We start from the raw sequence: 13658 nt of genomic DNA, 5'->3' as shown, positions 1-13658 counted from the left end.
TCATCAGGCTTTTAACCTGACAGAACGAAGAGGAATATTTTTGATGAGCGATATCCAGAGCTGGATCAAGCACGAAGTGGACAATAACGACGTTGTGCTTTTCCTGAAGGGCACACCATCTTTCCCACAATGCGGCTTTTCCGGTCAGGTGGTTCAGATACTTGACTATATCGGCGTGAACTACGTCGGCCACAACGTCCTTGAAGACGATACACTGCGTCAGGGCATCAAAGAATTCAGCAACTGGCCAACCATTCCTCAGCTTTATGTAAAGGGTGAGTTTGTCGGCGGCTGCGATATCGTGCGTGAAATGTTCCAGGCTGAAGAACTTCAGTCCATGTTCGAACAGAACGGCATTGATACCCCGCGCAAAGCTTAATTCCTTAAAAGCAAGCGCGACAAACACCATTTTGAAAGCGGCCCTTCGGGGCCGTTTTTTGGTTTAAAGGCCGCCTGCGTCTCTCTTTATCGCTTTTACCAAACATCCTCAGCATCGCTGCAAGCCTCTCGATTCGAGGAAGTCAAAAAACGCGATTATTGAAAGTTTCGCAATATATCTCACGGGAAACTGGGAGACGCTGGGTTTTAAACACGTTAACCCCCTCATAAACCTATGAAAAATATCGATAATAAAAATTTGTTGCCTCATAGGGCTCATGAGGCTAATAGAGCGCCAAAGCGTTCATAGTGAGTAAGACTAAAAACCCTGACTGGAATAATTTGAGAAGCATGGCGGTACTCTTCGAGACCTCGCCTCGCTTCGGCCCACGCAGCGAATAAACGCGCCTTTCGTTTTTCGTTCCAGCAGGCAACGCTGCACTAAACTGACAAAACTCCACTGACAAATGGCTGGCATACCAGAATGAATAAGGTCACCCGTAAACAGAGCTTGGACAAGGATCTGGAAAGGCTCTCCGGACTAGAGTTGCAAACCTCACGTCAGGCAAGACGGCTTCTGGCACCGGCACTATCCATTGTGTTCCTGCTCACAGCTATGGCTATTGCCAGCTTCTATGTGACAGGCGACCACACTGGTGGTGTAATTATCGCTGCCGCAGGTTTTGGTGCCTATCTTGCACTGAACATCGGCGCAAACGACGTAGCAAACAACGTAGGCCCTGCTGTGGGTTCTCGTGCGCTGTCCATCGTCGGTGCGCTTATCATTGCTTCCGTTTTTGAAAGTGCTGGTGCACTTATCGCAGGTGGTGACGTTGTCAGCACCATCTCCAAAGGCGTTGTAGACCCTGAAGCGATCTCCCAGAGCGCGGTATTTATCCGCGTAATGATGGCAGCGCTCATCTCCGCCGCTCTTTGGGTTAACCTTGCAACCGTTCTGGGTGCGCCGGTTTCCACTACTCACGCCGTTGTTGGCGGTGTTATGGGCTCGGCAATCGCAGCAGCAGGTTTTGTAGCGGTTAACTGGCCAACCATGTACGCGATTGCAGCAAGCTGGGTTATTTCTCCGGTTCTTGGCGGTGTTATCGCGGCGCTGTTCCTCGCGTTCATCAAATATTTGGTCATCTACCGAGACGACAAGATTGAGGCTGCGAAGACTTGGGTACCTGTACTCATCGCGGTTATGGCTGGCGCATTTGCCGCCTACCTTTCTCTGAAAGGTCTTTCCAAGCTGGTTAAGGTTTCCATGCTCACCGCAAGCCTTATTGGTGTAGGCTTCTTCGTTGTGACATGGATTATGGCAATTCCATACATCCGCCGTCAGGCAACCGGCATGAAGAACAAGAACTCTTCCCTGAAGAAACTGTTCCGTGCGCCGCTTATCTTCTCCGCAGCCCTGCTTTCCTTCGCACACGGCGCAAACGACGTAGCAAACGCAATTGGTCCGCTTTCCGCTATCGTTCACACTGCACAGTTCGGCAGTGTTGTTAGCTCCGTTAGCATTCCTATGTGGGTTATGCTCATCGGCGCGTTCGGTATCTCATTCGGTCTCCTGCTGTTCGGTCCAAAGCTGATCCGCATTGTTGGCGAAAAGATCACCAAGCTGAACCCGATGCGCGCTTACTGTGTGGCACTTTCTGCAGCGATCACCGTTATCGTGGCATCCGGTCTGGGTCTGCCTGTAAGCTCCACCCACATTGCAGTTGGTGCGATCTTCGGCGTTGGCTTCTTCCGTGAATGGTTCATCAAGCGCTCTAAAACCCGTGTTCGCTACGTTCGTAAGGACACCGGCAAAGACAAGTACCTCATTGATGGTCGTGAAGCTCAGAAAATCGCTCTCGTGCGCCGCTCTCACTTCACCTCTATCCTTGCAGCATGGGTAATCACCGTGCCTGCAGCGGCTGCACTGTCAGCAACCGTTTACTGGGTTCTGAGCTTTACGTTCTAATCCAGCGTGTTAAGTCAGGTTGGGAGGCCCGCGCCTCCCAACCTGAACGCAATATGAACAGCGTTTTCAGCATCGATACAGACCACCCCCGCTAATAAGGCAATTATGACAGGCATTAGGCCTGTTTTTTCGTTTTTGATGGCTATTCGGGGGCAACAATGAAAACACTGGCAGCACTGACACTCGCAGCAATGCTCGGCTCATCCGGCATTTATACCTTTACCGCTGGCAGCAAAGAAAACCTGCGCCGCGTAGAGTGCAAAACCCTCTCTGTATTTACCGCAAACAAGCTGCTTAGTGATGCTGATGTATGCCGCGCCTATGGCGGGCCGGTGGACACGAAAGCCATCTTGCAGCCAACAGCGATAAACTAGCCTCAAAGCGCCCCTCAGTTCTCTGATTGCTCTCTTGGCGTATCATCACCCCGTAAGCGCCAAGTACCCCTGAAACGGCTCTGAGGGCCTCCATTAGGCGATACTGACAGCTCAGGGTCTCCTTGGGCGTAAAGCGCCTGTGAAGGCCCCACACCGCCCGGACAATGCCCCTGCTCCAATAACGCATAGAACGAACGAGGCCAGATGATCGGCGCAGTCTGTTCTGGATAGACGCCGCCGCTCAAACGAGCGCCCTCAAAGTAGACATCCTCCAGTGATGCTCTCTGGAAGCAGGTTCCTCGAACATCGGCGGCATCCAGCATAACAACTTCCAGCCCCGCGTCGGTAAAGTCCACGCCCCTGAGCCTTGCCCCGTAGAAGGTCACATTGCGAAGCGTGGCGCCTCTAAAGCTCGCTCGACTGAGGTCAGCAAGTGTAAAATCCACGTTGGATATGTAAGCGCCGTTGAAGTTCGTTCCACTCAAATCAGCTTTGAGGAAGCTGATATTCTCGAAGGTCTGACCGCGAAAATCCCTACCCGCCCAAACAGCAGCATTCAAATTACGACCAGCTATTTCACCATAAGGCAGCGAGTTGCTTACGGAGGAGCTTGGTAGCCAATCAAGCACACTGGGATTGAAGTTTCCGCAGGCGGCTAACGACATGAGAATGCATGCGAGCGACAGCCCACGCTGAAGCCCGATTGAAACACACCTGTGATGCGAATCAACCTTTCTACGGATCATTGAATGAACATGCCGCAGCGGAAGAGGACTTCCAAGCGCAACAAAAAAGCAGCCCTCCGTTTTGAACAGAGGACTGCCTTAAGCCCTTAAAGGATAATGGCTATTTATGCCAATTACCCTACTGGATATCGAAAAGCTTGTTGCTCAAAGCCAAAGATGCGCCACATGGCTCTTCCGGTTCGCCGCGCTGCTTGGAAGCGCCTTCTCCCGGACGCAGGCCCGCGAAATCGAAAACCTTCGGGTCATGTAGGTGAGATGGACGTACGTGAGAAAGAGCACGCGCCATAATACCAAGACGGCCCGGTGTTTCCTTTTCCCACTGCTGCAACATCTTCTTGATCTGCACGCGCTGCAAACCATCCTGAGAACCACACAGGTTACAAGGAATGATCGGGAATTCCATGCCCTTGGCATACTTCTCGATGTCTGCTTCGCATGAGTACATCAGCGGGCGCAGAACCATCAGATCACCTTCATCGTTCACCAACTTCGGCGGCATGGATGCCATACGGCCACCGTGGAACATGTTCATCATGAAGGTTTCAAGCGCATCATCGCGGTGATGGCCAAGAACAATTGCCTCGCAGCCGTTTTCACGGGCTACACGGTAAAGGATGCCGCGGCGCAGGCGAGAGCACAAAGAACAGTAGGTACGGTTCTCAGGGATCTTGTCTGTAACGATGGAGTATGTGTCTTCGCGCACGATCACATGCGGAATGTCGTAGCGCTCGAAAAACTCAGGCAGGATATGGCTTGGGAAGCCCGGCTGCGACTGGTCAAGGTTACAGGCCACAAGGTCAACCGGCAGAAGGCCGCGCCACTTGAGGTCCATCAGAACTGCCAGCAGGGTGTAGCTGTCTTTGCCGCCGGAAAGGCACACGAGCCACTTCGGCTTGGTCTGCTCTGCGTCTGGCGCCACCATACCGTAATCTTCAATCGCCTGACGGGTTTCACGCAGCAAGCGCTTTCGCAGCTTTTTAAACTCTACCGAGCCGGGTGTCTCCCTGAACAGCGGAGGACAATCAGGATCAACCACCTTTTGTGGTTCGTCACTATTGATCTGTGTCGGGGATACATCGGTCATCGGGTCTGCTCGGCGTATATTAGGGCTGCGTTGTGCCCTGCCCGACTTTTGCGTCGGGCCAGATTAACAATGGGGCCAGATAAACTGGTTCGGTGGCGCAATGTGCCTGTACCACCGCAAAAACTCAAGGTTGCCCGAAGGCAGAACGGAAAAAGGCCGCCTTTGAAAAGGCGGCCAATCCCAAAAAGCACAAGTGCTTTCCAAACATTAGCGGGAATAGAATTCCACAACCAGGTTTGGTTCCATCTGTACTGGGTAAGGTACGTCAGAGAAGCTTGGTACGCGGGAGAAAGTCGCAGTCAGCTTGTTAGCGTCTACGTCGATGTAATCCGGTACGTCGCGTTCAGCGGACTGAACAGCTTCCAGAACGATTGCCAGCTGCTTGGACTTTTCACGCACTTCGATAACATCGCCTGGCTTACATACGTAAGAACCGATGTTAACGCGGCGGCCGTTCACGTTCACGTGGCCGTGGTTGATGAACTGACGAGCAGCAAAAACAGTTGGTACAAATTTCGCGCGGTATACGATCGCGTCGAGACGGGACTCCAACAGACCGATGAGGTTTTCAGAGGAGTCACCCTTCATGCGGGTAGCTTCAAGGTAAACCTTGTGGAACTGTTTTTCGGAGATGCTGCCGTAGTAGCCTTTCAGCTTCTGCTTAGCGCGCAGCTGCACACCAAAGTCAGAAAGCTTGCCTTTGCGGCGCTGACCGTGCTGGCCTGGGCCATATTCACGACGGTTAGCAGGGGACTTTGGGCGACCCCAAATGTTTTCGCCCATACGGCGGTCTAGTTTGTACTTGGCGCTCTGGCGCTTAGACATCGCAGTTTCCTTTGCGTTGCTCTTCAAATATTAACAAGGAAACGCGCCCTCCTTTTCCCTTCGGAAGAAAACTTCCTAAGGCTGACAGAAGTCCTGACAAACAGCGCCTGCCGGACTACTCGGGTGCGTAAAATCAAAGCGGCCCCGCAAAGAACCGCCTTAACCGGCGCAGTACTAGTCGTAACTCGCCCGCGAGTCAATTACTGAACGCGCCAGAGACGGCAAAAAGCGGCAGTTTCAGGCCCGTAAGAGGGATCGTGCAACAACTAAGAGACTTGGCGCTGCCATAACTCCACCTCGTAGACCTGCTCAACAAGCTCAAGACCGCTTTTTGCAAGCAGCGTGCGCACCCTATTACAGCCCTCTTCTCCGATTCTTGCCGGATGCAGCTCGATAAACACCTGCTTGAGGTTGGGGAGCCAATCAGCATGCTCTTCAACAAACGCCAGCTCCGCCCCTTCAATGTCGATAATCAGGGTATCGAAACGGGTCGAAGCCAGTTGCTCCAGCTCAGCGATACTATAGCACCTGACCTGCGAACGCTGCCCTTGCCGCCCCTTCAAGGAGGAGCTACCGCAGATGTTATCAGCAAGAAAGATTGAGTACTCAAGCCTTGAAGATGCCGCCCCCTCTACTGCAAAAAAGGACGCGTTGTTTCTAGCGCGATTGCGTTTGAGCGCTGCAAAAGATCTCGGATCAGCCTCCATAACAACGTGTGCGGATGACTGCTCTAACCGCCGGTTCACATAGCAGGACACAACACCCAAACCGCCCCCAAGCTCTAGCACACGAGCATCGCTTCCAAGGTACTTATCGACCAAGGAGCGCTCGTTCCATTCATGGTTCCCGAATAAAAACCGTGCTCGAAAGCGCCTGCTCGTACCTTCCTGAGGCACCTCGAAACTAAGCGAACCGACACGGAACACGCCCCGCTTGAAGGTGTCGAACAACCACCCGCCAAGCTCCTCCAGAGCAGTTGTGTCGATGTTTTTCTTTCCGGCGGAGCGGGTTAAACGGCTGATAAAGGTGGGTGAAAGCATTGCGGCCTTTCCTGTTCGGTTACCGCAGAAAATGCCTCAGCTCGCCCTTCCCGTAAGCCCTCCAAATCTGCCTGCTAAAATCCGCAGGAGCAAACGCAAAGGGGCCGCCCGAAGGCGACCCCAAACACTCATCAGCTAGAAAAAGGCACTTACTGCGCAGGCTGCTGCGCTGTATCCGGCGTTTCTTCCACCCAAATGGTTGGATCAACGCCCTGAGCCAATTCAGGATGCAGGGAGATATCGAACTGCGGTGTCTGACCTGCCTGCAGATAGCCCAGATAATCCTTCGTGAGATAGATCACCTTAGGTGCCAGCAAGATCAGCGCAAACAGGTTGATCGTCGCCATAAAGCCCATTGCCGCATCCGCCGCGTTAAACACGGTGGTGACTGACTGCTTGGTTCCCCAGAACACCATACCAAGCGCCGCAAAACGCAAGATAGCAATGCCCGGCTTCCAACCATGATCAAGGAAGATCATCGCGTTTTCAGCGTAGGAGTAGTTTGCAACGATGGTTGTGAACGCGAAGAAGAAGATCGCAATCGCCACGAAATAGGTTCCGGCAAAGCCGATGTGCTCACCAGCCGCAGCCTGTGTCAGCGCGGTGCCGGTAAGGCTTCCGCCCGGAACATAAACATCGGAAAGCAGGATAAGCAGCGCTGTAGCGGTACAGATAACGATGGTATCGATGAACACACCAAGCGCCTGCACAAAACCCTGACTGGATGGGTGATGCGGATCTGGAACAGCGGAAGCTGCGATGTTTGGCGCAGAGCCCATACCAGCTTCGTTGGAGAACAGACCACGACGGATACCGTTTATCATCGCAGCCATAACGCCGCCGGTAACACCACCAGCTGCCTGCTCGAAACCGAATGCATGGCCAACGATGCTCCACAGAACACCCGGAACATCAGTGATGTTCATAAAGATCACGATGAAAGCGATAAGGATGTAAGCACCGGCCATAAGAGGCACAACGCGCTCGGCAAAGTGAGCGATGGTGCGGATACCGCCGAAAATTACGAGAGCTGTGCCGATTACAAGGCCAACGCCGGTCACCATATCAGGGATACCGAAAGCGCTGTCCAAAGCATCGGCAATAGAGTTGGACTGCACAGCGCAGAAAACAAGACCAAAGCAGAAGATAAGAGTAATAGCAAAGATATGACCCAGAACAGGCATGTTCAGCCCGCTGGACATATACTGCGCCGGACCACCACGGAACGTACCTTCATCGTCGCGCACCTTGTAAAGCTGTGCCAACGCACTTTCCGCATACGCGGTAGCCATACCGAGAAACGCTACAACCCACATCCAGAAAATCGCACCCGGACCACCCAAGTTCAGCGCCACTGCCACACCGGCAATGTTGCCAGTGCCAACGCGCGAAGCAAGCGAAGTACACAATGCCTGAAAGGGGCTAATGCCGCTGCTGTCTTCCTTGCCTGAATTCTTCAGAACCCGAATGCACTCGCTAAAGTAACGGATCTGAGGGAAGCCAAGACGAAAGGAGAAATAAAGCCCAACGCCAAGAAGACCGACAAATAGAATGTAGTTATAAAAGACGGTGATGAGGGTATCGACCACGGTGTCTATCACGCCTGCCCTTCCTTATTATTATTCTTTTTTTCGCCACAGTATTTGGGCTGCCTATAGCACAACAACATTGACCTATCATAGTGCCCTCAAAGAAATATCAATGAAAGGCAAGAGGCGGCAAATAGTGAACCGAAGAATAAGGTTGGGCAGACTGAGATATACCTCAAAGCCCCCCAGCGGAAACTACGCTAGAGGAACCTATTGAATTCATTAGGGTCTACAGATCGACCAGTCGTAAAGTGAATGTTCACTTTCCGCTCACCTTCCTGCTGGTGAGATATCAAGACACTACAAACGCGCCGCGCAATGGCTGGAGCGGGGTCAATCCAGCGAACTGGCCACGGCGAAACCTGCTCCAATTCTTCGAGTAACAGTGGATAATGTGTACACGCGAGTACAACCGTGTCGGTTTTTTTATCGTTTTGCGACACGAAACACGCTTCGACCTCTCCTTTAAGGCGTAACAAATCAACCGGACGACCGGCAAGTTTGTCTTCGGCTATGGCAGAAAGATGGCGTGAACCGACCAGATTTACAGAAATCTCACTGGCGAACTGACTAATTAGACTACGAGTATATTCTCGCCTTACGGTACCCGGTGTAGCAAGCACGCTAATTTGCCCGCTTTCCGTCTGTTCGGCGGCAGGTTTAATAGCAGGTACCGTTCCCACAACAGGAATTGTGAGTTCTGCCCGCAGGCGCGGCAATACAAGAGTGGAAGCAGTGTTGCAGGCCACAACAACAGCGCGAGGTTGGACCTTTGCAACAAAGTCGCCAACCAGTGCGCTAATGTGATCGATGAGAGCCGCCTCTTCCCAGTCACCGTAGGAAAAACCGGCATCGTCGGCCAAATAGGTCAGACTGATAGCGGGAAGCAGGCGGCGGATTTCCCGCGCAACTGTAAGCCCCCCGACACCACTATCAAAAACAAGGATCGGCCCGTCTGTACCTGTGGCTGCCCCTTGCATGTTCGTCGCCATATTGCGACTACTCCTTGTCTTCCTTGATACCGTACTTATCGAAGCTGGCGATAATACCGCGCAAGGTGCGCACTTCGTTTTCGGTCAGGCTTGCTTTCTGGAAGATATTGCGAACACGGCGGATCGTTGTCGGGCGCTTTTCTACCGGACGGAAGAAACCGCGCTTGTCCAATGCCTCTTCAAGATGCTCGAAGAAACGAACCACGTCTTCTTTTTTGGCAGGCTCTGCACCGTAATCATCAAGCGTGAACGGCAAACGGCCAGCAGTAGCAACACGGCGCCACTCATAGGCACATACCAAAACAGCCTGCGCAATGTTCAGCGATGCATAGGTCGGGTCTACCGGCAATGTCACGATCTTATTTGCCAGCGCAACCTCATCGTTATTGAGGCCCCAGCGCTCACGGCCAAACATGTAACCGGTGTTCACTCCCTGCATTCCGCGGGCTACCGTCTCGCTGGCTGCCTCATCCGGCCCAACAACAGGCTTAGGCATATCGCGAATACGGGCAGTCGTTGCAAAAACAAGCTGCAAATCCGCCAAGGCTTCTTCGACAGTATCGAACACACGCGCTGCATCGATAACATGATCAGCACGGCTCGCCGCCGAACGGGCGCGCTCACTCGGCCATCCGTCGCGAGGGTTCACCAAACGCAGATCCTTCAAGCCGAAGTTGGCCATAGCACGGGCAACCATGCCGATGTTTTCGCCCAACTGCGGCTCACAAAGAATAACAGCAGGAGGGACTAGGTTTTCACTGGGTGCTTCATTCTCAGACATGACGCTCCCCTTATCGCAATAGCGCAAAGAATTCCAGTATCCATGAAAGGAGATACCCAATCTCGCCACGAACTCGGCCTAGCATATTCACCAAGCCAAGGGGCCTTTGATTCGTTTGGAGTATTTGTGACTAGCCTGAGCCTACGGGCAGTATCAGGAGGGTTTTAAACGCCGGTACTCTGACCGTATTCTGATAAATAAAAACAACGCCGCATAACGCGAGGAAAAAGCAATGTCAGAGAATCCAAGCATAAGTGAAGTAGCCGCTCAAATGACCGAAATGGTCAAAAAGCACTGGGGCCGATTTCTCGCCCTCGGAATTATCTTGGTAATTGGCGGTATTATCGTCATCGCAATGCCCGTCGCTTCTTCTATTGCGGTAGCGCTGGTTATTGCCTTTGCCCTCATCCTTGTCGGTGCCTTGCAGATCTGGCACGCCTTTTCGGTTAAGGGCTGGGGTGGCTTCCTTTGGGAGTTGATCACCGGCTTGATCGCAGTCATCGGCGGCATCGCCATCTATTACAATCCGGTATTTGGCACAGCAGCCCTTACACTCGTCATGTCCGCTGCCTTCGTAGCTCAAGGTGTTTCACAGGCAATTTTCGCCTTCAAGCTGCGCCCTCATGACGGCTGGGGCTGGATTTTGCTCTCCGGTATCGTTTCTATGATTGCCGGTCTATGTATCTTCTTCGAGTTCCCAATGTCCGCAGCTTGGGCACTTGGCCTCGTCGCTGGCATCTCAATTATGTTCAACGGCTGGAGCTATATCGCCATCGCGATTGCCGCACGGCGCATGGCCAACCACAGTCACGCCTGATTGCTGGGCTGGAGCTCGGACCTATTCACAGTAAATGGATAGGCAGCAAACCCACTTTGATTCTTGCGCCGGATAGTCTCCGGCGCTTTTTTCTTTTTACCTCTGCATTTTAAGAGCATTGAGAGGCCTTTGCCTTGCCCCGCCCATACCTTTGATGGAAACAGGCAGCACCAACCACTGGTTACGTGGGGTTTTCTCACGAATAACCTGAGTATTTCGTGCTCCACTGCTTAAACTACTGATGCTGGATGCGGAAAACGAACGCGCAGTAAGCCCAAAAAAATAAGTAGTTGCAAAGACTTCGTCCTACCGAAAATCGCGCATACCAACTTTTCCGCCTACGCATGATCTGGTATAGAACGAGATGTTCATCGACCAAATTCCCACTGGCGCTTTATTGCGCACACGTGTATACAACTTTTCGAATTCCGGCACTGCCGGACCCTTTTCGTCTTTACACAAGAGGTCCGTAACATGGCAAAGATCAAAGTAGCCAATCCAGTCGTCGAGCTCGACGGCGATGAGATGACCCGCATCATCTGGCAGTACATCAAAGACAAGCTGATCCATCCATATCTGGACATCGACCTGAAGTACTACGACCTTGGCATTGAATCCCGCGATGCGACTGACGACCAGATCACCGTTGACGCTGCAAACGCGATCAAAGAACACGGCGTAGGCGTTAAATGTGCAACCATCACTCCAGATGAAGCACGCGTTGAAGAGTTTGGCTTGAAGCGCATGTACCGCTCGCCAAACGGCACCATCCGCAACATCCTCGGCGGCGTTATCTTCCGTGAGCCGATCATCATGCAGAACGTCCCACGTCTGGTACCGGGTTGGACCCAGCCTATCATCGTTGGCCGTCACGCATTTGGTGATCAGTACCGCGCGACTGACTTCAAATTCCCTGGCAAAGGCAAGCTGACCGTTAAGTTCGTTGGCGAAGATGGCACCGAGATCGAACACGAAGTGTTTGACGCGCCTTCCTCCGGCGTTGCAATGGCAATGTACAACCTGGATGACTCCATCCGTGACTTTGCCCGCGCATCCATGAACTACGCTCTTGGCCGTAAGGTACCTTGCTACCTCTCCACCAAGAACACCATCTTGAAGGCATACGACGGCCGCTTCAAAGATCTCTTCCAGGAAATCTATGAGGCCGAGTTCAAAGAGAAGTTCGAAGCAGAAAAGATCTGGTACGAGCACCGCCTGATCGATGACATGGTTGCAGCTTCCATGAAGTGGTCCGGTGGCTACGTTTGGGCATGTAAGAACTACGACGGCGACGTACAGTCCGACACCGTTGCACAGGGCTTCGGCTCCCTCGGCCTGATGACTTCCGTTCTGATGACCCCAGATGGAAAGACCGTTGAAGCAGAAGCAGCACACGGCACAGTGACCCGTCACTACCGCCAGCACCAGAAGGGTGAAGAGACCTCCACAAACTCCATCGCATCTATCTTTGCATGGACCCGTGGTCTGGCTCACCGCGCTAAGCTCGATGACAACGCCGACCTTAAGAAGTTCGCTGATACTCTCGAGCGCGTGTGCATTGAAACCGTTGAAAGCGGTTACATGACCAAAGACTTGGCTCTGCTCGTAGGTCCAGACCAGAAGTGGCTCACCACAACTGGCTTCCTCGACAAGGTTGACGAGAACCTTCAAAAGGCAATGGCTGCAGCCTAATCCTTCTTGAGACATTCAAAAAGAAAGCCGCCCAATCGGGCGGCTTTTTTATTATTCACCTCCATCATCACCGTCCGGCGCGTTCCCACTTCCCTCAGATTTGGGTGGTCGCACTGTCCGCCGTGGTGGTACCTTTTTTGGTTTCTCGGTAGCGCTGGCGGCACGGGCCTTTGAGGCTTTCTCTGTGCCGGCCCCGTACACCTTGTCATGAATGACAACGCGCTTGCGGTAGGCTGGATCCTTGCGAGCTTTTGCAAAAATATGCTTGGCAACATTTGGCTTCATATCCATAAAGCGGCGCAGATCATCCATTTCCAGCACCATCAATTGAACTTCGCCGATCGCGGTTGCCCGCACGCCTTCCTCTGAGATCCCGTGTAAGGCAAGCTGACCGAAGTAATCGCCAACACCAATGGACGTCTCCTCGCCATCTTCCTCCACCAGTACCTCGCCAGATGCGACGAAGTAAAGCTCATCCGCCGGATCGTCAGGTTCTGTGATTATGAAGCCATCGCCGACTGACCGCGCCCTTAAAAGGTCTGCAAGCTCGGCAATTTCCCGAGCCGCTAGATTTTCAAAAGCGGGAACCGTCGCAACCATGCCCCAAGTCACCACGAAGTCACGGCTATTAATCTCGCGTACAAAGGCCGTTCCGACGATACCAACGGGCAACGCAAACAGGCAGTAACCGGTGAGCATAACAACGCTGGCCAGAACCTTACCCGCTGCTGTAACGGGCACAACATCGCCGTAGCCCACAGTTGTCAGGGTCACAAACGCCCACCACATAGCATCAGGAATGGTGCCCAGCTTCTCAGGTTGCACATGGCGCTCAACGAAGTACATGCCCGTTGCAGCCATCAAAATAGCGCCCAAAATAATCACAATACTGGCAAGTATAGCTCGCCGCTCAACGCTAATGGCTGTAACCAGCGACTTCATAGCGGGCGAATATCGAGCAATCTTGAAGAAACGCAACAGGCGCAAAATCAAGAACGCCTTCCATGATCCCTCCCCAAAAAACAGGGCCAGAATGAATGGCATCACAGAGATGAGGTCGATGATCGCCATAGGCTGAATGGCATACATCAACCGAGATTTGATCACTCCGTAACGGCGAAACGGAGGATAGATGTTGGCGACCCAAAGCCGAAGGATGTACTCGATAAGGAAGATTGCACCGGCGGCAACATCTAAAAACAGGATCAGCTTTTGCCATCCCGGACCGATATCCGGCTCCGTTTCCAGAACCGCCGCACCTACGGTGAGCACAATAAGGGTAACGAGCACCCTGTTCGTCCACTGCGCATAAACATTGCCGGAGCTGCTCTTCTCCAGAATATTGTAGACGGTTTCTTTTAGTGCCTGCGCCAT

At 52.8% G+C, this 13658-nt stretch carries 13 protein-coding genes; 5 read left to right on the top strand and 8 right to left on the bottom strand.

Features of this window, described 5'->3' with window-relative positions; translation table 11 throughout:
* Positions 1-43: 43 nt before the first annotated feature.
* The 3 genes from grxD to E1162_RS18850 all read left to right on the top strand — a co-directional run bounded on the left by grxD (position 44) and on the right by E1162_RS18850 (position 2718).
* Positions 44-379 (top strand): Grx4 family monothiol glutaredoxin, encoded by a 336-nt coding sequence (gene grxD / locus E1162_RS18860; protein WP_155134780.1) that lies wholly within the window; start codon positions 44-46, stop codon positions 377-379.
* Between the two features lie 483 nt (positions 380-862).
* On the top strand, positions 863-2344 hold the full coding sequence (locus E1162_RS18855; RefSeq protein ID WP_155134776.1) for an inorganic phosphate transporter: 1482 nt from the start codon (positions 863-865) through the stop codon (positions 2342-2344).
* 158 nt (positions 2345-2502) lie between these two features.
* Positions 2503-2718, top strand: a complete 216-nt coding sequence (locus E1162_RS18850; RefSeq protein ID WP_155134774.1) for a hypothetical protein — start codon at positions 2503-2505, stop codon at positions 2716-2718.
* Between the two features lie 14 nt (positions 2719-2732).
* On the opposite strand, the gene E1162_RS18845 is transcribed toward E1162_RS18850, so the two are convergent.
* From E1162_RS18845 to E1162_RS18815, 7 genes are all read right to left on the bottom strand, one after another.
* Positions 2733-3383, bottom strand: a complete 651-nt coding sequence (locus tag E1162_RS18845) for a pentapeptide repeat-containing protein (protein ID WP_257099118.1) — start codon at positions 3381-3383, stop codon at positions 2733-2735.
* A gap of 199 nt (positions 3384-3582) precedes the next feature.
* Positions 3583-4548 carry a tRNA 2-thiocytidine(32) synthetase TtcA gene (ttcA, locus tag E1162_RS18840; RefSeq protein WP_155134768.1) on the bottom strand — a complete coding sequence of 322 codons (966 nt, stop codon included), beginning with the start codon at positions 4546-4548 and terminating at the stop codon, positions 3583-3585.
* A 207-nt stretch (positions 4549-4755) separates the two neighbouring features.
* Complete coding sequence (gene rpsD, locus E1162_RS18835; RefSeq protein ID WP_155134766.1) at positions 4756-5373, bottom strand: 30S ribosomal protein S4; 618 nt, start codon at positions 5371-5373, stop codon at positions 4756-4758.
* Positions 5374-5639: 266 nt separating this feature from the next.
* Complete coding sequence (locus tag E1162_RS18830; RefSeq protein ID WP_155134763.1) at positions 5640-6413, bottom strand: FkbM family methyltransferase; 774 nt, start codon at positions 6411-6413, stop codon at positions 5640-5642.
* A gap of 149 nt (positions 6414-6562) precedes the next feature.
* Positions 6563-8011, bottom strand: coding sequence for an alanine/glycine:cation symporter family protein (locus E1162_RS18825; protein ID WP_371312030.1), 1449 nt, complete (start codon positions 8009-8011; stop codon positions 6563-6565).
* A gap of 191 nt (positions 8012-8202) precedes the next feature.
* Positions 8203-8994, bottom strand: a complete 792-nt coding sequence (gene murI / locus E1162_RS18820; protein ID WP_155134760.1) for a glutamate racemase — start codon at positions 8992-8994, stop codon at positions 8203-8205.
* Positions 8995-9001: 7 nt separating this feature from the next.
* Positions 9002-9775: an RNA methyltransferase gene (locus E1162_RS18815; RefSeq protein ID WP_155134757.1), complete on the bottom strand. Its 774-nt coding sequence runs from the start codon at positions 9773-9775 to the stop codon at positions 9002-9004.
* Positions 9776-10007: 232 nt separating this feature from the next.
* On the opposite strand from E1162_RS18815, the gene E1162_RS18810 reads away from it, so the two are divergent.
* On the top strand, positions 10008-10592 hold the full coding sequence (locus E1162_RS18810) for an HdeD family acid-resistance protein (RefSeq protein WP_155134754.1): 585 nt from the start codon (positions 10008-10010) through the stop codon (positions 10590-10592).
* Positions 10593-11066: 474 nt separating this feature from the next.
* Positions 11067-12284 (top strand): NADP-dependent isocitrate dehydrogenase, encoded by a 1218-nt coding sequence (locus tag E1162_RS18805; protein WP_155134752.1) that lies wholly within the window; start codon positions 11067-11069, stop codon positions 12282-12284.
* Positions 12285-12335: 51 nt separating this feature from the next.
* Here E1162_RS18805 and E1162_RS18800 read toward each other — a convergent pair whose 3' ends face one another.
* Positions 12336-13658 carry a cyclic nucleotide-gated ion channel gene (locus E1162_RS18800; RefSeq protein ID WP_155134747.1) on the bottom strand — a complete coding sequence of 441 codons (1323 nt, stop codon included), beginning with the start codon at positions 13656-13658 and terminating at the stop codon, positions 12336-12338.

This window comes from Pseudovibrio flavus (assembly GCF_009711345.1).
Taxonomy (GTDB): Bacteria; Pseudomonadota; Alphaproteobacteria; order Rhizobiales; family Stappiaceae; genus Pseudovibrio; species Pseudovibrio flavus.
The sequence above is the reverse complement of the archived record's forward strand: the minus strand, read 5'-3'. Positions and strand labels throughout refer to the sequence as shown.

What these genes read in the sequence shown, in the direction of transcription:
- grxD (WP_155134780.1), top strand. Translation starts at nt 44, where the DNA reads ATGAGCGATATCCAGAGCTGGATCAAGCACGAAGTGGACAATAACGAC.
- E1162_RS18855 (WP_155134776.1), top strand. Translation starts at nt 863, where the DNA reads ATGAATAAGGTCACCCGTAAACAGAGCTTGGACAAGGATCTGGAAAGG.
- E1162_RS18850 (WP_155134774.1), top strand. Translation starts at nt 2,503, where the DNA reads ATGAAAACACTGGCAGCACTGACACTCGCAGCAATGCTCGGCTCATCC.
- E1162_RS18845 (WP_257099118.1), bottom strand. Translation starts at nt 3,383, where the DNA reads ATGTCGTTAGCCGCCTGCGGAAACTTCAATCCCAGTGTGCTTGATTGG.
- ttcA (WP_155134768.1), bottom strand. Translation starts at nt 4,548, where the DNA reads ATGACCGATGTATCCCCGACACAGATCAATAGTGACGAACCACAAAAG.
- rpsD (WP_155134766.1), bottom strand. Translation starts at nt 5,373, where the DNA reads ATGTCTAAGCGCCAGAGCGCCAAGTACAAACTAGACCGCCGTATGGGC.
- E1162_RS18830 (WP_155134763.1), bottom strand. Translation starts at nt 6,413, where the DNA reads ATGCTTTCACCCACCTTTATCAGCCGTTTAACCCGCTCCGCCGGAAAG.
- murI (WP_155134760.1), bottom strand. Translation starts at nt 8,994, where the DNA reads ATGGCGACGAACATGCAAGGGGCAGCCACAGGTACAGACGGGCCGATC.
- E1162_RS18815 (WP_155134757.1), bottom strand. Translation starts at nt 9,775, where the DNA reads ATGTCTGAGAATGAAGCACCCAGTGAAAACCTAGTCCCTCCTGCTGTT.
- E1162_RS18810 (WP_155134754.1), top strand. Translation starts at nt 10,008, where the DNA reads ATGTCAGAGAATCCAAGCATAAGTGAAGTAGCCGCTCAAATGACCGAA.
- E1162_RS18805 (WP_155134752.1), top strand. Translation starts at nt 11,067, where the DNA reads ATGGCAAAGATCAAAGTAGCCAATCCAGTCGTCGAGCTCGACGGCGAT.
- E1162_RS18800 (WP_155134747.1), bottom strand. Translation starts at nt 13,658, where the DNA reads ATGGCGCAGGCACTAAAAGAAACCGTCTACAATATTCTGGAGAAGAGC.